The sequence below is a fragment of the Paraburkholderia sp. HD33-4 genome, assembly GCF_021390635.1.
Taxonomy (GTDB): domain Bacteria; phylum Pseudomonadota; class Gammaproteobacteria; order Burkholderiales; family Burkholderiaceae; genus Paraburkholderia.
The window spans coordinates 3,957,501-3,973,009 of sequence record NZ_JAJEJS010000001.1 but is presented as its reverse complement, the minus strand read 5'-3'; the positions used below and the strand labels follow the sequence as shown (position 1 = coordinate 3,973,009).

The window sequence follows — 15,509 nt, the reverse complement described above, 5'->3', positions numbered from 1 at the left end:
GGGATTGTTCTACCCATGCAACAATCCGTCGCTGCCGGACGGCTTTTTCGCCGGCCGGTAAAAAAACACAATGGCTCCACTCGCGCAACACAGCGCGCCCCCTACTGGAGTCAACCATGACCACGATCCTGCAAATCAACTCGGCAGCCCGTTCGCAAGGCGCGAATTCGACGCTTCTCGTCAACGAGCTGACCGAAAAGCTGCAACAGTCGAACCCGGGCGCGCAAGTCGTCGTCCGTAACCTGCAAGCCGAACCGTTGCCGCACCTCGACGACGCCGTGCTCGGCGCGTTTTTCACGCCGGCCGAGCAGCGCACGCCGGAACAAGCCGCGATCGCCGCGCGCAGCGAAGCGCTGATCGCCGAACTGCAAGCCGCCGACGTCATCGTGATCGGCGCGCCGATGTACAACTTCGGCATCTCGTCGCAACTGAAGACGTACTTCGACTTCATCGCGCGTGCGGGCATCACGTTCCGCTACACCGCGAATGGTCCGGAAGGCCTCGTGACGGGCAAGAAGGTCCACGTCGTGTCGGCACGCGGTGGCAAGTATCTCGGCACGCCGAACGATAGCCAGACGCCGTACCTGAAGAGCTTCCTCGGTTTCCTCGGCATGACCGACGTAAACTTCATCTACGCCGAAGGCCTGAACATGGGCCCGGACGCCGCGGACGCCGCGCTCAGCTCGGCGCGCGAAGCGATCGCCGCGGTTTAAGCGGGTTCGTCCTCCCGCGTTGCGCCGCTTCGAGGCGGCGCAAGGGCGTGAAACGAAAAAACGCCACGAATGGGTTCGCCCATCGTGGCGTTTTTGTTCTGTTTCGCGGTTTTCCGACGGCGACGTTGTCACGCAAGCATTTGCGCGTCATCCGGCAGACGCCAGTCGATCGGCTGGCGGCCGTGCTCCAGCAGATATTCGTTCGCCTTCGCGAAATGCCCGCAACCGAGAAAGCCGCGATGCGCGGACAGCGGCGACGGATGCGGCGCCTCCAGCACATAGTGCGACGTGCCGCCGAGCAGCGCGCGCTTCGCCTGCGCATGCGCGCCCCACAGCATGAACACGAGGTTCTGATGCCGCGTCGCGAGTTCGTGGATCAGCGTGTCCGTGCATTTTTCCCAGCCGCGTTTCGCGTGGCTCGCGGCGCTGTCGCGCTCGACGGTCAGCACCGTGTTCAGCAGCAGCACGCCCTGTTTGGCCCAGCTGTCGAGGCAACCGTGCTGCGGCGTCTCGTGACCGAGACTCGCGGCAATTTCCTTGAAGATGTTGCGCAGCGACGGCGGCGGCCGCACGTGCGGCGCGACCGAAAACGCGAGACCGTGCGCCTGCGGCGTGCCGCGGTCTTCGCCGTGGTAGGGATCCTGGCCGAGGATCACGACTTTGACTTCGTCGGGGCTCGTCAGGCGCAACGCGCGGAACACGTCGGCCGGGTAGACGGTTTTGCCGGCGGCACGCTCGCCGTCGACGAAGCGGCACAGCGGCGCGTAGGTGTCGCTGTCGGTGAAGGGTTTCAAATGCGCACGCCAGGCCGCGGGCAGCGCCGCGAATTGGGCTTCGAGCGTGGGCGGGGCGGTGGTCGAATCGGCCGGGGCCGTGGCGGGCGCAGCGGCGGGGGCTGCCGCGGCGTCGTCGAACAACGATGCCTGCGGCGAACTGGAGCGGGTACGGGAAGCGGAGGTCATGGCGGGGAAGTGTCGCAGCAAACGTGGACTAGCTCAAGTTGCGCGGCGCGAGCTTATACGGCGCCGCGGGTTTCCGCCAAACCTCGCCCATCCCACGCTCAACCCGCGCTCAACCCGCGCGCAACAGATAGCCGCGCTGCGCCTTGCTGATGTCGTCCGGCGCGAGGCCGGCAATCCGTTTGCCGAGTTCGGCGGCGAGCGTGTGAAGCGCCGCTTCGTCGCCCGACTTCAGTTCGAGCTCGATCTCCGAGATCGGCGCGCGGCGGGCTTCATCTTCGACTTCAGCGAGCACGTCGCCCTGATCGATCGCCGCCTCGATCTGAGCACCGTCGGTGTCGAGCAGCCATAGCGTACGCGTGAAATTCGTATGGAACAGTTCAATCAGCGCGGGCGCGGCCTGTTTCAGAGCGTCCGCGGCGGCGGGTTCGTCGCACGCGCTCAGCAACGATTCGATTTCGAGCTTCGCGCCCCCGACCGGCATTTCCCATTCGTGCCGGCGATGCAAGCCGTTGGTCGCCGTGCCCACCGTCTTGAAGGTCTGCAGCCAGCCGTCCGGCGTCTGCCGCAGACGCAGCGCGCTCTTCGACGACGCCAGCGTCAATTGCGGCGTATCAAAGTAAATGTTCACGAGCTTGATCGCGCGTCCGTCCTTGCCGGCGCGCGCGGCGAACCATTGCGTCGCTGCCTGCACCTGCGAAGCAGGCAGCGCCAGCTTGATTTCGCGTTCCATGCTCATCGTGCGATTCCTTGTTGCGAGTGTTTATCTGCGGCCGGGACGTCGATACGTCGATGCGGCGCTCAGAAAAACATCCGCGCAAGTTCCACGCCCGGCTCGTCCGCACGCATGAACGCTTCGCCGACGAGGAAGGTATGCACGTTGTGCGCATGCATGCGCTCGACGTCGTCGCGCGACAGGATGCCCGACTCGGTCACGACGATGCGATCGTCGGGAATCGCGTCGAGCATACCGAGCGTCGTGTCGAGCGAAGTCTCGAACGTGCGCAGATTGCGATTGTTGATGCCGATCAGCGGCGTCTTCAGCGTCAGCGCTTCTTTGAGTTCATCGCTGTCGTGCACTTCGACGAGCACCGCGAGACCGAGCGAATGCGCGAGCGCTTCGAGGTCCTGCATCTCGGCGGTTTCGAGCGCGGCGGCGATCAGCAGGATCGCGTCGGCGCCCATCGCACGTGCTTCGACGACCTGATACGGATCGACGATGAAGTCCTTGCGGATCACCGGCAGCTGGCACGCGGCGCGCGCTTGCTGCAGATAAGCGACGCTGCCCTGGAAGAACTGCACGTCGGTCAGCACGGACAGACACGCCGCACCGTGCTTCTCGTACGAACGCGCGATGTCGGCCGGTACGAAGTGCTCGCGCAGCACGCCCTTGGACGGGCTCGCCTTCTTCACTTCGGAGATCACCGCGGCGAGCCCCGCCGCGTGCTTGGCGCGCAATGCGCCGACGAAGTCGCGCAGATCGCGCGACGACGCTTCGAGCCGCAGTTCTTCGAGCGGCACGCTTTGTTCGGCGGCCCGGACTTCTTCGCGTTTGACCGCGATGATGCGGTCGAGGATGTCGCTCATATATTTCTCGCTACGTGATTACTGCTTGAATTGCTGGGTGAAGCGCACCAGTTCGTCGACCTTCGCGCGCGCCTTGCCGCTTGCGATCGCTTCGCGCGCGAGCACGATGCCGTCCGCGATCGTGGGCGCGACGTTCGCCGAATAGAGTGCCGTGCCGGCATTCAGCGTGACGATTTCGCGCGCGACGCCGGGCTTGTTGTCGAGCGCGTCGAGCAGCATGACCTTGGACTCCCCTGCGTTGGCGACTTTGAGCGTACGGTTCGACACCATCTGCATGCCGAAGTCTTCCGGATGGATCTCGTACTCGCGGATCTCGCCGTCGCGCAACTCGCCGACCAGCGTGGCTCCGCCGAGCGACACCTCGTCCATGCCGTCCATGCCGTACACGACGAGCACGTGCTTCGCGCCGAGGCGCTGCATCACGCGCACCTGAATGCCGACGAGGTCGGGGTGGAACACGCCCATCAGCTGATTCGGCGCGCCGGCCGGATTGGTGAGCGGCCCGAGGATGTTGAAGATCGTGCGCACGCCGAGTTCACGGCGTACCGGCGCGACGTTTTTCATGGCCGGATGATGGTTCGGCGCGAACATGAAGCCCATGCCCGTTTCCGCGATCGATGCCGCGACCTGTTCCGGTTGCAGATCGATGTTGACGCCGAGCGCTTCAAGCACGTCCGCGCTGCCGGACTTGCTCGACACGCCGCGATTGCCGTGCTTCGCGACTTTCGCGCCCGCCGCGGCCGACACGAACATCGTCGCGGTGGAAATGTTGAACGTGTGCGCACCGTCGCCGCCGGTGCCGACGATATCGACGAAGTTCGAGTTGTCCTGCACGTCGACGTGCCGGGCAAACTCACGCATCACCGTGGCGGCCGCGGTGATTTCGCCGATGGTCTCTTTTTTGACGCGCAGGCCGGTGAGGATCGCCGCCGACATCACGGGCGAGAGTTCGCCGCGCATGATGAGGCGCATCAGGTGCAGCATTTCGTCGTGGAAAATCTCGCGGTGCTCGATGGTCCGCTGCAAGGCGTCCTGGGGCGTAATGGACATGATCTCGTCTCTCTTTGGGTCAGGCATTGCGGGACGCAGCGTGATTCGGGGCCTTGCCGCCGACGGCGAGCTTCGACTGCTTGACGAAGTTTTCGAGCAGCGCGTGGCCGTGTTCGGACAGGATCGACTCCGGGTGGAACTGCACGCCTTCAACGGCCAGTTCCTTGTGGCGCACGCCCATGATTTCGCCGTCTTCGGTCCATGCCGATATTTCGAGGCAGTCGGGCAGCGATTCGCGTTCGATCGCGAGCGAGTGGTAACGCGTGACCGTGAAATGCTTCGGCAGGTCCGCGAACACGCCCTTGCAGTCGGTTTCGATCGTGCTGACCTTGCCGTGCATGATGGTCTGCGCGCGCACGACGCGGCCGCCGAACGCCTCGCCGATCGCCTGATGGCCGAGGCACACGCCGAGAATCGGCGTCTTGCCGGAGAATTCGCGCAGCACGTCGAGCGTGATGCCCGCGTGTTGCGGATTGCTCGGGCCCGGCGACAGGCAGATGCGCTCGGGGTTCAGCTTCGCGATTTCATCGAGCGTGATTTCGTCGTTGCGGTAGGTGCGCACGTCTTCGCCGAGTTCGCCGAAGTACTGCACCAGGTTGTAGGTGAACGAGTCGTAGTTGTCGATCATGAGCAGCATGGTGTGTCTCCGGTCAGAAGTCGCTATCGAGGCCGTCCTGGACCTGCTCGGCCGCGCGCATCACCGCGCGCGCCTTGTTTTCGGTCTCTTGCCATTCGGATTCCGGCACCGAATCGGCGACCACGCCCGCGGCCGCCTGCACATACAGATTGCCGTTCGCGATCACGCCGGTGCGGATCGTGATGGCCAGATCCATCTCGCCGGTGAACGACAGATAGCCGACCGCCCCGCCGTACAGCCCGCGCTTGACGGGCTCGAGCTCGTCGATCAGCTCCATCGCGCGCACCTTGGGCGCGCCCGACAGCGTGCCGGCCGGGAAGGTGGCGCGCAGCACGTCGAAATTGGTCATGTCCTTCTTGAGCTTGCCTTCGACCGAGCTGACGATGTGCTGCACGTGCGAGTATTTCTCGATCACCATCTTGTCGGTCACGACGACCGAGCCGATCTGCGCGATGCGGCCGACGTCGTTGCGCGCGAGGTCGATCAGCATCACGTGTTCGGCGATTTCCTTCGGGTCGTTCAGCAGCTCGGTCGCGAGCGCGGCGTCGCGCTCGGGCGTGTTGCCGCGCGGACGCGTGCCGGCGAGCGGGCGAATCGTGACGAGGCGATCCTCGCCGCGCTTTTCCTGGCGCACCAGAATTTCCGGCGACGCGCCGACCACGTGGAAGTCGCCGAAGTTGTAGTAGTACATGTATGGCGACGGATTCAGCGAGCGCAGCGCGCGATACAGCGACAGCGGATTGTCGCGGTACGGCTTGGTCAGGCGCTGGCCGACCTGCACCTGCATCAGTTCGCCGGCGGCGATGTATTCCTTGGCTTTGCGCACGGCGGCCAGGTAATCGTCTTTCGCGAATTCGCGGTAGATCTCGGTGCGCACGCTGGACGACACGACCGGCGGCTCGACCGTGACGCGCAGCCGCTGGCGCAGTTCGCGCAAACGCTGCTTCGCCTTCGTATAGGCCTCGGGCTGGGTCGGGTCCGCGTAGACCACCAGATAAAGCTTGCCCGCGAGGTTGTCGATGACGGCGACTTCCTCGGTCAGCAGCAGCTGGATGTCCGGCAGGTTAAGGTCGTCTTTCGGCGCGCTGTGCGCGAGCTTCTTCTCGATGTAGCGCACCGCGTCATAGCCGAAGTAGCCGGCGAGACCGCCGGTGAAGCGCGGCAGCCCAGGGCGTTGTGCGACCTTGAAGCGCGCATGGAACTGCTGGATGAACGCGAGCGGATCGCCATCGTGCGTTTCGACGACCTTGCCGTCGCGCACCACTTCCGATACGCCGTTGCGGGTGCGCACAAGAGTGCGCGCCGGCAGGCCGATGAACGAATAGCGCCCGAAGCGTTCGCCGCCCACCACCGACTCCAGCAGGAACGAGTTCGCGCCGTTGCGCTCGGTCTGGGCGAGCTTCAGGTACAGCGACAACGGCGTTTCGAGGTCGGCGAGCGCTTCCGCGATCAGCGGGATGCGGTTGAAACCCTCGTTAGCGAGGGACTGGAATTCGAGTTCGGTCATGTTCCGATCCTGTACGGTGGTCCGGCGGCAGCAAGCGTCGGGCAAAGCGGGGCGAAGCGCCTCCGGTCAGGCCGTGGGTCGACGTTCTCGACACGATAATACCGACCGGCGCGGGTCTTCCATCGGCGCGTGCGAGCGGTGCGGATGAGCAACGGTACCTTGCGGGTACACGCAGGCCCAATCAGCCGATGCAGCAGCGCAAATATAAGACGATGGAAGAAGCGCGTAAGCGCAGCGAAGTAAAAAACGGTTGCCGAAGACGAGCTTCAGCGTACCTCAGGCGAGGTTAGCGCGACCAGCGACGCCAGGGCCAGGCTCCCCGGTCGATGCTAATCAGACTCCGTTTTTTATTCAGAAACATGAGGATGAAGGACTGTTAAGTCGTGGATTGGTGCGCTGCGATCGCCCTTGCGGCGTCGAGCAGCGAGGCAACTATACCATCGGATTTTATCGTTTGTATAGCTTGGCCGTGGTTGTAGCCGTAGGGCACGGTCAGCGTCGCCATGCCGGCCGCGCGGCCCGCCAGCGCGTCGTTTTCCGAGTCGCCGATCGCGACCGTCGCGCTCGGCTCGACGCCGAGTTGCGCGGCGGCGGTGAGCATCGGCAGCGGGTCCGGCTTCTTCTTCGCGAGACTGTCGCCGCCGAGCACGACGCTGAAATACTGCGCGAGTCCGTACTGCTGCAGCAGCTCGAGTGCGAAGCGGTGCGGCTTGTTGGTCACACAGGCCAACTTCAGGCCCGCGTCGCGCAGCGCGCGCAGACCGGCTTCGACGTCCGGATAGAGCCGCGTGTGCACGCCATTGATTTTCGCGTACTCGGCCTGATAGATCGCGAGCGCTTCGTCGAAGCGCTCTTGCGCGTGCTCGGCTGCGAAGCGCGGTGCGAGCACGCTGCGGATCAGATGCTCCGAACCCTTGCCGACATAGCCGACCACTTCCTCGCGCGTCGTTTCTTCCGCGTCGAGTTGCGCGAGCATGCCGTTCAAGCCGGCGGTGAAGTCGTCGGCGGTGTCGATCATCGTACCGTCGAGGTCGATGATCGCGGCTTCGAGGCGCTGGCCGGTAAAGGCCGGAGTGGGGTACGGAGCAGTCATTGTCGGATCAGCGCTGGACGGTGGCGAGGGCAGCGCGCATCTTGTCGATCACGACCTTGTGATCGGGCTGGCCGAAGATTGCCGAGCCGGCCACGAACGTGTCCGCGCCGGCTGCCGCGATCTCCGCGATGTTGTCGACCTTCACGCCGCCGTCCACTTCGAGGTGGATGTCGCGGCCGGTGCGCTCGTTGTACGCGTCGATGCGTTTGCGCGCTTCGCGCAGCTTGTTGAGCGCCTCGGGAATGAACGACTGGCCGCCGAAGCCCGGGTTCACCGACATGATCAGCACGAGGTCGACCTTGTCCATCACGTGATCGAGATAGTTCAGCGACGTCGCCGGGTTGAACACGAGACCGGCCTTGCAGCCGTGGTCGCGGATCAGCGACAGCGTGCGGTCGATGTGATCCGAGCCCTCCGGGTGAAAGCTGATCAGGTTCGCGCCGGCTTTCGCGAAGTCCGGCACGATCCGGTCGACCGGACGCACCATCAGGTGCACGTCGATCGGCACGTCGACGTGCGGGCGGATCGCCTCGCAAACGAGCGGGCCGATGGTCAGGTTTGGCACGTAGTGGTTGTCCATTACGTCGAAGTGGATCCAGTCGGCGCCCGCGGCGACGACGTTGCGGACCTCTTCGCCCAGACGGGCGAAATCGGCGGAGAGAATGCTGGGGGCGATGCGAAATTGCGTCATGACGGGGGCGGATGCAAGCGGGAAAGCGCCATTTTACCGTTTTTGCGCTTGCGGTCTGGGGCGCGGACGACGGTTGGGCGTGGCGGAATCGCGCGATGAAACGTCGCGAAGTGCCGGCGAAAAATCGGTATGGAGAAGCGGCGTGGCCAGGCACCCGTGTCCCAACGTCTTAGACGCTCCTGGCCGAAAGGCGTGTCCGGTTGCGGCCATGCCGCGCATCAAGCAGAATGCCACTCCATGAGCGCCGCATCGCCGCTGCATCCGCAGACCATTGGCGTTAGGGCCTTCCACGATTTTTCACAGCACGTTTGATCAGACCGGAATCAGGATGAGCCAGTACGAATTCAGCGTCTCGGCGCAGGTGCAATATCTGCCCGAAGAATCGGACCCGGAGCGTCGCCAGTACGCCTTTGCCTACACGCTGACCATCCGTAACACCGGCCAGGTGCCCGCGCAGTTGATCGCACGTCATTGGATCATCACCGACAGCGAGAACACTGTGCAGGAAGTCAAAGGCCTGGGCGTGGTCGGTCATCAGCCGCTGCTCAAACCGGGCGAGCATTTCGAATACACGAGTTGGGCCGTGATCGCGACGCCGGTCGGCACGATGCGAGGCGATTACTTCTGCGTGGCGGAGGATGGCGAGCGCTTCGAGGCGCCGGTGCCGGAGTTCGTGTTGCGCATGCCGCGAACCTTGCATTGAACCGGCGCAATGCTGCGCGGTCTTTAGTGAATTCGCATGGGCGCGCGGCGCAGCAGGCAGTTGAGTGGGTAGTTGAACGAGCGCTCGGGCGAGCGCTTGATGCCCGAGGGGGGCGCGGTTCCGCTTGCGGCCCTCAGGCCAGGGTCACTGCGGCTTTTGCTGCTGGGACCGTTCCGCAGATTTGGCGCGCCTCGCTTTTTTCTTGCCGGACGACGTCCATACAACGATAAAGACGAGCAGGAACAGCGCGAGCAGCGATTCCAGCGCGAAGATGAGCATCGGGTATTCGTCGAACAGATCAGACATGGCGGTTTCCATCAAGAACGAACATTGTATGCGTTTTGTCCGCCGGGCCGGCGCCTGGCTCGGTGCCTTGTCGGTTGCGGTGTTGCTCGCGTCCTGCGGTGGTGGCGGCGCGATCCGGCCTTCACCGCCGAGCGGCGCGGCGATCATCCCCGGCCAGATTGCCTCGGCGCGCTTGACCGCGGTTGCGTGGCAGCAGGTGCCGGGCTGGCAGGACGACTCGCTGATCGGCGCGACGGCCGCGTTGCGGCAAAACTGCACGAGGCTCGCGCGACAGCCGAACTGGTCGCGTGCATGCGCGGCGGCCGCGCAAATCGACGATCTCGATGTGACCAGCGCTCGTGCCTTTTTCGAAGCCTATTTCACGCCGTTCCAGCTGGCGAATAGCGACGGCACGCTCGACGGTCTGGTCACCGGTTACTACGAGCCCCTGCTGCGGGGCTCGCGCACGCGGCACGGCGTGTATCAGACCGCGCTGTACCGCTGGCCCGCCGGATCTCGCGCGGGGGCGCCGTTGCCGGCGCGTGCGCAACTCGAACGCTCGGGCGCGCTCAGCGGCAACGAACTGGTGTGGGTCGACGATCCGATCGAAGCGTTCTTTCTGCAGGTGCAGGGTTCCGGGCGCATCGTGATGGAAGATGGCAGTGTGATGCGCGTCGGCTTTGGCGGTACCAACAATCAGCCATACAAGTCGATCGGGCGCTGGCTGCTCGATCATGGCGAGATCACACCCGCGCAGGCGACGATGCAGGGCATCAAGGCATGGGCACGCGCGAATCCGACGCGCGTCGACGGTCTGCTCGACACCAATCCGCGCTTCGTGTTTTTCCGCGAGATGCCGTCGGCCGAAAGTATGCCGAGCGGCGGCGCGGACGGCCCGATCGGCGCGCTCGGCGTGCCGCTGACGCCAGAGCGCTCGATTGCGGTCGACCCGAGCGCGATTCCGCTCGGCACACCGGTGTTCCTGCAGACCACGCGGCCGCTGACGAATTCGCCGATGAACCGGCTCGTGTTCGCGCAGGACACAGGCACCGCGATCAAAGGTGGCGTGCGCGCCGACTACTTCTGGGGCCTCGGCGACGATGCCGGTGATCTGGCTGGCAAGATGAAGCAGGGTGGCCGGATGTGGTTGCTGCTGCCGAATTCGTGAAGCGGTTGGGAAGGGGGCGCAAGCGTGGCTGCGGTTTGAGTGGCAGCGGGTTTGGCGAGGCGGGTTTGAGGCGGGCGCGTAGCCATCAATAGGTGTCATTGAAATCGGCGTCACGTTTGGATCAGGATCCGTGCGTGACGCCAATTTTTGTTGGGCTCTTACGCTGCGCGTCGTTGCCCGTCGTTGCCCGTTACCCGACTTAGAGCCCCGATTTGCGCTTGTCCACCACGCGTCGCGCCTTGCCCACCGAGCGCTCGATTCCATTCACAGCCAGCACGTTCACCACCGCGCTCACGCCGATCAGCGCCTTGATGTCATAGGCCAGCGCGTTTTTCGCGGCGGTCAGCGCGGACGTATCCGGCGCGCTTTCCGGACACGGTTCGACGTTCAGCGTCAACACGTCGAGCGGTCCTTCCTTCGTCAGCACGATCTGGTAGTGCGGCGCGAGCGCATGCTGCTTGAGCAGCAGTTCTTCGATTTGTGTGGGGAACACATTGACGCCGCGTACGATCATCATGTCGTCCGAGCGGCCCGTGATCTTTTCCATCCGCCGCATCGTGCGGGCGCTGCCCGGCAGCAGGCGCGTGAGATCGCGCGTGCGGTAGCGGATGATCGGCAGCGCTTCTTTCGTCAGCGATGTGAACACGAGCTCGCCGAGTTCGCCATCGGGCAGCACCTCGCCCGTTTCGGGGTCGATGATCTCGGGATAAAAATGGTCTTCCCAGATCGTCGGGCCGTCTTTGGTTTCGACGCACTCCGAGGCGACGCCCGGGCCCATCACTTCGGAGAGACCATAGATGTCGACCGCATCGATGCCCATGCGCTTTTCGATCGCCTCGCGCATATCGTTGGTCCACGGCTCGGCGCCGAAGATGCCGATGCGCAATGAGCAACTGGCCGGGTCGATACCCTGGCGTTCGAATTCGTCGGCGATCGACAGCATGTAGCTCGGCGTCACCATGATGATGTCCGGTCGGAAATCCTGGATCAGTTGCACCTGCTTTTCGGTCTGGCCACCGCCGAACGGAATCACGGTGAGCCCCGCGCGCTCGGCGCCGTAGTGTGCGCCGAGGCCGCCCGTGAAGAGACCGTAGCCGTAGCTCACGTGCACCTTGTCGCCGCGCTTCGCGCCGGCGGCGCGCACCGAACGGGCGACGAGATTTGCCCACGTGTCGATGTCGCGCGCCGTATAGCCGACGACGGTCGGCTTGCCGGTCGTCCCGGACGATGCGTGGATTCGCGAAATCTGCTCTTGCGGCACGGCGAACATCCCGAACGGATAGTTGTCGCGCAAATCCTTTTTCGTCGTGAACGGAAAGCGCGCGAGGTCCGCGAGCGACTTGACATCGCCCGGATGAACGCCGGCTTCGTCGAACTTGCGCCGATACACCGGCGAATTTTCATACGCATGGGTGAGCGACCATTTGAGCCGTTCGAGTTGGAGCGCGGCGAGCTCGTCGCGGCTGGCGGTCTCGATCGGATCGAGCGGAAGAGCGGTGCTCATCGAATGTCTCCTTGCTGCCTCGGTATCTGAGTCTGATATGTAACGCGTTGGCGCCAGAGAGTCACGCGGATCGCTGTTCGCGTGGGCGGCTCTGGCTTGCCGCCGCTAATTGTTAGTCGCCGGTGGGAATCAGGTTGCCCTTGATTTGCGCCGACTTGCCGCGAAACATTGCGACGGTCTCGCCGGCGCGATTCGTCACGCGAATATCGTAGATGCCCGTGCGCCCGCTCAATGTCTGCTCGACCGCTTCGGCGCTCAGCACGTCGCCGCCGTGAACCGGCCGCAGATACTCGATCGAGCATCCGGCCGCGACCGTATTGATGTTGTACGTGTTACAGGCGAACGCGAAGGTCGAATCGGCGAGCGTGAAGATCAGGCCGCCGTGGCAGATCTGATGGCCGTTCAGGAAGTCGTCGCGCACCGCCATGCGCAGCCGCGCATAGCCGGGGCGCACTTCGAGAATCTCGAGTCCGAGCGCGCGGCTGCAAGCGTCGTTTTCGTACATCGCGGCGGCCGTAGCGCGGGCGAGTTCGTCGGGCGTCATGTGGTCCGGGCGGGTGGGTTGTGCGGACATCTCAACGTCCCTCGAAGCGCGGCGCGCGCTTCTCGATAAAGGCCTGAACGCCTTCCGCGTAATCGTGCGAAGCGCCTAGTTCGCGTTGCAGATTGCGCTCGAGATCGAGTTGCTGGTCGAGCGTTTGCGACGCCCCGGCACGCATCGCCTGCTTGATCGCGGCGATGGCGCGCGTCGGTTGCTGGGCAAGCTGGGCCGCGAGTTTTGCCGCGGCCGGAGCAAGTTCGGCGTCGTCGAGCACTTGCCAGATCAGGCCCCAGCTTTCGGCTTTGTCGGCGCTGAGCTTGTCGCCGGTAATCGCGAGTCCGAGCGCGCGTGCCATGCCAACGCGCTGCGGCAGAAACCACGTGCCGCCCGAATCCGGCACGAGGCCAATCTTTACGAATGCCTGGATGAAGCTCGCGGAGCGAGCCGCGAGCACCAGATCGCAGGCCAACGCGAGGTTGGCGCCCGCGCCGGCGGCCGTGCCGTTGACCGCAGCGATCACCGGAAACGGCAACGCTTGCAGACGACGGATCAACGGATTGAAGTATTCATCGATCACGCCGCCGAGGTCGGTCATTGCGCCGGGCGTGAAATCGAGGTCGGCGAGATCCTGGCCGGCGCAGAAGCCGCGGCCCGCGCCGGTGAAAACGAGCACACGGGCACCGGACGTTTCGACCTGGTCGAGCGCCGCGCCGAGTTCCCGGTGCATTGCGCGCGTGAAGCTGTTGAGCTTGTCCGGGCGGTTCAGCGTGATCGTGGCGACATGGCTCGATGAGTCGATGTCCAGCCGGATCGCTTCATATGACATGGGGGTGTCTCCTCAAAGTCTCTTTGGCCGACGGGCACGGTGGCTCGATTAGCGTCGGCGTGTGATGCCGATTCGATGTCCGATATTAGTCAGAGCGCACGACTCGGTCCATCCGCCAAAAGGCATAGGACGAAGTCGTGCTTTGTGTTGAAGCGGTGTCTTATGCCGTTCAGCCAGCTACCGCCGGCACCGTTTTCGGTTCAACATGAACGCGGCTTTGAACGACACGGAAGCGGTTGGCGACGAAAGCGGCATCGGCAAGCGCGGCATTGGCGGCCGGGTTGGCGCCGGTGCCGTGAAAGTCCGAAAACGCCGCGGACTGGTTGACGAATACGCCGCCGGTCAGGTTGATCGACAGTGCGACGCCGCCGCGAATCGACGCTTCGTGCGCGGCATCGAGCACCGCGTCGTCCGTGCTATAGACCGCCAGCGTCAGCGCGCCGTGCTCGGCGGCAATTTCGCCGGCGAGGTCGAGCGACTGCGCGGTCGAGTCCGTCGCGATGACGAATGAGATCGGCCCGAACCATTCTCTCGTGAACTGGGCGCGGTCGGTCGCGGCGTCGAGTTGCAATACGAGCGGCGTGCGCACGCGGGCACCTGCAAAGGACGGATGCTCGAGCGTCTGGCTCGCGGCCAGAACGTGGCCAAGTTTGGTGGCTTCGTCGATGCGTTGCACCACGCCTTCGTTCTGGATGGCGCCTAGCAGTTCGACCGCGCGGGCCGGATCGGCGACGAGCTTTTGCACCGCGCCAGCAAGTGCCTGGGCGACATCGTCGAAGCTGAGCGTGCCATCTGCGGTGCGGATGCCGCCGCGCGGCACATAGATGTTTTGCGGCGCGGTGCACATCTGGCCCGAGTACAGCGCCAGCGAGAACGCGATGTTGCGCGCGGCCGCCTTGATGTCGTCGACCGAGTCGATCACGATCTGGTTGACACCGGCCTTTTCGGTGTAGACCTGCGCCTGGTGCGCGTTGCGCTCCAGCCAGGTGCCGTTCTGGGTGCTGCCCGTGAAGTCGATCAGTTTGATCTCGGGGCGCTGGGCCAGTTGCTGGACGAGGGCGCCGTCGTTCGGGTCGGTGGCAAGCAGCGTGACGACGTTCGGATCGAAGCCCGCTTCGCGCAACACGTCACGCGCGATGCGCACGGTCAGCGCGAGCGGCAGGATCGCGCCCGGATGCGGCTTGACGATCACCGTGTTGCCGGTGGCCAGATCGGCGAACAGGCCCGGATAGCCGTTCCACGTCGGGAACGTGCAGCAGCCGAGCACGAGGCCGATGCCGCGCGGCACGACGGTGTAGCGCTTGTGCATCGCGAGCGGCGGGTTTTTGCCTTGGGGCTTTTCCCAGTGGGCGTCGGCGGGAATGCGGCGCAGTTGGTCCCACGCGTACGCGACCGCTTCGAGCGCGCGATCCTGTGCGTGTGGGCCGCCTGCCTGGAAGGCCATCATGAACGCCTGACCGGTCGTATGCATCACGCTGTAGCCGATCTCGAAGCTGGCGCGATTCAGACGCGCGAGGATTTCGAGGCTCACGCCGATCCATGCCTGCGGGCCAGCCGCGCGCCAATCGCGTTGCGCCGCGGCGGATGCGGCGATGAGCGCGTTCGGATCGGCTTTCGGGTAACGCACGCCGAGCGGGAAGCCGAACGGAGAGACTTCCGCGCCGACGGTTTCTCCAGTCGACGGTTGGCCTAGATCGAACGTCTTGTCGAGAAGCGCCTTGAACGCGGCTTCGCCGTCCGCGTTGGCTGTTTCCCCGTACACTTTCGGACTGGGCATCTCAATGAACGGGCTCCAGTAGCCGCGCGTTTCGAGCGCGGCGAGCGCTTTATGCAGCGTGTCTTCGTGCTTGGTGAATAGCGGATGTGTCATAGCAAAGATGGGCTCGGCTGTACGTTGGGGAAAAGCCTGTCGAATAATTGACCGACCGGTTGGTTGGGGAATGGTAGCATCACTATGAGTGATGCGCGAAGCGTTTTTCGCGTGCGATTAACCCTTATGGAGGTGGCATGGCTTACGAAAACATTCTGGTGGAGACGCGAGGACGAGTCGGACTGATCACGCTCAATCGTCCGAAGGCTCTGAATGCGCTGAACGACGCGCTGATGGACGAACTGGGCGCCGCATTGCGCGTGTTCGACGGCGACGAGTCGATTGGTGCAATCGTCGTGACGGGAAGTGAGAAAGCGTTCGCGGCCGGCGCGGATATTGGCATGATGGCGTCATACACCTATATGGATGTATACA

At 64.3% G+C, this 15,509-nt stretch carries 17 protein-coding genes (1 of these 17 only partly in view); 4 read left to right on the top strand and 13 right to left on the bottom strand.

Translation table 11 applies throughout. The annotated features are described in order from the left end of the window. Window positions 1-116: 116 nt before the first annotated feature. A complete protein-coding gene (locus L0U84_RS17685; protein WP_233851459.1) occupies window positions 117-713 on the top strand; it encodes an FMN-dependent NADH-azoreductase in 597 nt (198 codons plus the stop codon). Between the two features lie 128 nt (window positions 714-841). Here L0U84_RS17685 and L0U84_RS17680 read toward each other — a convergent pair whose 3' ends face one another. The 8 genes from L0U84_RS17680 to rpe form a co-directional block, all read right to left on the bottom strand. After that, the gene (locus L0U84_RS17680) at window positions 842-1,675 is read right to left on the bottom strand and encodes a uracil-DNA glycosylase (protein WP_233851458.1); all 834 of its coding nucleotides are present in this window, start codon (window positions 1,673-1,675) and stop codon (window positions 842-844) included. A gap of 109 nt (window positions 1,676-1,784) precedes the next feature. After that, the gene (locus L0U84_RS17675) at window positions 1,785-2,411 is read right to left on the bottom strand and encodes a CYTH domain-containing protein (protein WP_233851457.1); all 627 of its coding nucleotides are present in this window, start codon (window positions 2,409-2,411) and stop codon (window positions 1,785-1,787) included. A 62-nt stretch (window positions 2,412-2,473) separates the two neighbouring features. Beyond that, on the bottom strand, window positions 2,474-3,259 hold the full coding sequence (gene trpC / locus L0U84_RS17670; RefSeq protein ID WP_233851456.1) for an indole-3-glycerol phosphate synthase TrpC: 786 nt from the start codon (window positions 3,257-3,259) through the stop codon (window positions 2,474-2,476). An 18-nt stretch (window positions 3,260-3,277) separates the two neighbouring features. Then, entirely contained in the window at window positions 3,278-4,309 is a 1,032-nt protein-coding gene (trpD, locus tag L0U84_RS17665; protein WP_233851455.1) for an anthranilate phosphoribosyltransferase, read from the bottom strand. A 19-nt stretch (window positions 4,310-4,328) separates the two neighbouring features. Further along, a complete protein-coding gene (locus tag L0U84_RS17660) occupies window positions 4,329-4,946 on the bottom strand; it encodes an aminodeoxychorismate/anthranilate synthase component II (RefSeq protein ID WP_233851454.1) in 618 nt (205 codons plus the stop codon). Between the two features lie 13 nt (window positions 4,947-4,959). Beyond that, window positions 4,960-6,453 (bottom strand): anthranilate synthase component I, encoded by a 1,494-nt coding sequence (gene trpE, locus L0U84_RS17655; RefSeq protein WP_233851453.1) that lies wholly within the window; start codon window positions 6,451-6,453, stop codon window positions 4,960-4,962. Window positions 6,454-6,829: 376 nt separating this feature from the next. After that, a complete protein-coding gene (locus L0U84_RS17650; RefSeq protein ID WP_233851451.1) occupies window positions 6,830-7,546 on the bottom strand; it encodes a phosphoglycolate phosphatase in 717 nt (238 codons plus the stop codon). A 7-nt stretch (window positions 7,547-7,553) separates the two neighbouring features. After that, window positions 7,554-8,237, bottom strand: coding sequence for a ribulose-phosphate 3-epimerase (gene rpe / locus L0U84_RS17645; RefSeq protein ID WP_129959024.1), 684 nt, complete (start codon window positions 8,235-8,237; stop codon window positions 7,554-7,556). Window positions 8,238-8,565: 328 nt separating this feature from the next. On the opposite strand from rpe, the gene apaG reads away from it, so the two are divergent. After that, on the top strand, window positions 8,566-8,940 hold the full coding sequence (apaG, locus tag L0U84_RS17640) for a Co2+/Mg2+ efflux protein ApaG (protein WP_176110233.1): 375 nt from the start codon (window positions 8,566-8,568) through the stop codon (window positions 8,938-8,940). A 144-nt stretch (window positions 8,941-9,084) separates the two neighbouring features. Here the strand turns inward: apaG and L0U84_RS17635 are convergent, their stop codons facing one another. Further along, window positions 9,085-9,246 (bottom strand): hypothetical protein, encoded by a 162-nt coding sequence (locus L0U84_RS17635; RefSeq protein ID WP_233851448.1) that lies wholly within the window; start codon window positions 9,244-9,246, stop codon window positions 9,085-9,087. A 28-nt stretch (window positions 9,247-9,274) separates the two neighbouring features. Between L0U84_RS17635 and mltA the strand changes: the two genes are divergently transcribed. Further along, entirely contained in the window at window positions 9,275-10,393 is a 1,119-nt protein-coding gene (gene mltA / locus L0U84_RS17630; protein ID WP_233851445.1) for a murein transglycosylase A, read from the top strand. 199 nt (window positions 10,394-10,592) lie between these two features. On the opposite strand, the gene paaK is transcribed toward mltA, so the two are convergent. From paaK to paaN, 4 genes are all read right to left on the bottom strand, one after another. Beyond that, entirely contained in the window at window positions 10,593-11,897 is a 1,305-nt protein-coding gene (gene paaK / locus L0U84_RS17625; RefSeq protein ID WP_233851443.1) for a phenylacetate--CoA ligase PaaK, read from the bottom strand. A 112-nt stretch (window positions 11,898-12,009) separates the two neighbouring features. Beyond that, on the bottom strand, window positions 12,010-12,471 hold the full coding sequence (gene paaI, locus L0U84_RS17620) for a hydroxyphenylacetyl-CoA thioesterase PaaI (RefSeq protein WP_233851441.1): 462 nt from the start codon (window positions 12,469-12,471) through the stop codon (window positions 12,010-12,012). Between the two features lies 1 nt (window position 12,472). Then, window positions 12,473-13,264 (bottom strand): 2-(1,2-epoxy-1,2-dihydrophenyl)acetyl-CoA isomerase PaaG, encoded by a 792-nt coding sequence (paaG, locus tag L0U84_RS17615; protein ID WP_233851440.1) that lies wholly within the window; start codon window positions 13,262-13,264, stop codon window positions 12,473-12,475. 169 nt (window positions 13,265-13,433) lie between these two features. After that, the gene (gene paaN / locus L0U84_RS17610) at window positions 13,434-15,134 is read right to left on the bottom strand and encodes a phenylacetic acid degradation protein PaaN (protein WP_233851439.1); all 1,701 of its coding nucleotides are present in this window, start codon (window positions 15,132-15,134) and stop codon (window positions 13,434-13,436) included. Between the two features lie 137 nt (window positions 15,135-15,271). Between paaN and L0U84_RS17605 the strand changes: the two genes are divergently transcribed. Then, window positions 15,272-15,509: the 5' end (the start) of an enoyl-CoA hydratase gene (locus L0U84_RS17605; RefSeq protein WP_233851438.1), read on the top strand. It continues 539 nt past the right edge of the window; 238 of the gene's 777 nt are visible here — the first part of the coding sequence; the start codon lies at window positions 15,272-15,274; its stop codon lies beyond the right edge, outside the window.

Coding starts and splice junctions, on each gene's coding strand:
- paaG (WP_233851440.1), bottom strand. CDS start 13,264: ATGTCATATGAAGCGATCCGGCTGGACATCGACTCATCGAGCCATGTC.
- L0U84_RS17680 (WP_233851458.1), bottom strand. CDS start 1,675: ATGACCTCCGCTTCCCGTACCCGCTCCAGTTCGCCGCAGGCATCGTTG.
- L0U84_RS17675 (WP_233851457.1), bottom strand. CDS start 2,411: ATGAGCATGGAACGCGAAATCAAGCTGGCGCTGCCTGCTTCGCAGGTG.
- rpe (WP_129959024.1), bottom strand. CDS start 8,237: ATGACGCAATTTCGCATCGCCCCCAGCATTCTCTCCGCCGATTTCGCC.
- apaG (WP_176110233.1), top strand. CDS start 8,566: ATGAGCCAGTACGAATTCAGCGTCTCGGCGCAGGTGCAATATCTGCCC.
- trpE (WP_233851453.1), bottom strand. CDS start 6,453: ATGACCGAACTCGAATTCCAGTCCCTCGCTAACGAGGGTTTCAACCGC.
- paaN (WP_233851439.1), bottom strand. CDS start 15,134: ATGACACATCCGCTATTCACCAAGCACGAAGACACGCTGCATAAAGCG.
- L0U84_RS17650 (WP_233851451.1), bottom strand. CDS start 7,546: ATGACTGCTCCGTACCCCACTCCGGCCTTTACCGGCCAGCGCCTCGAA.
- L0U84_RS17685 (WP_233851459.1), top strand. CDS start 117: ATGACCACGATCCTGCAAATCAACTCGGCAGCCCGTTCGCAAGGCGCG.
- L0U84_RS17660 (WP_233851454.1), bottom strand. CDS start 4,946: ATGCTGCTCATGATCGACAACTACGACTCGTTCACCTACAACCTGGTG.
- paaK (WP_233851443.1), bottom strand. CDS start 11,897: ATGAGCACCGCTCTTCCGCTCGATCCGATCGAGACCGCCAGCCGCGAC.
- L0U84_RS17635 (WP_233851448.1), bottom strand. CDS start 9,246: ATGTCTGATCTGTTCGACGAATACCCGATGCTCATCTTCGCGCTGGAA.
- trpC (WP_233851456.1), bottom strand. CDS start 3,259: ATGAGCGACATCCTCGACCGCATCATCGCGGTCAAACGCGAAGAAGTC.
- paaI (WP_233851441.1), bottom strand. CDS start 12,471: ATGTCCGCACAACCCACCCGCCCGGACCACATGACGCCCGACGAACTC.
- trpD (WP_233851455.1), bottom strand. CDS start 4,309: ATGTCCATTACGCCCCAGGACGCCTTGCAGCGGACCATCGAGCACCGC.
- mltA (WP_233851445.1), top strand. CDS start 9,275: ATGCGTTTTGTCCGCCGGGCCGGCGCCTGGCTCGGTGCCTTGTCGGTT.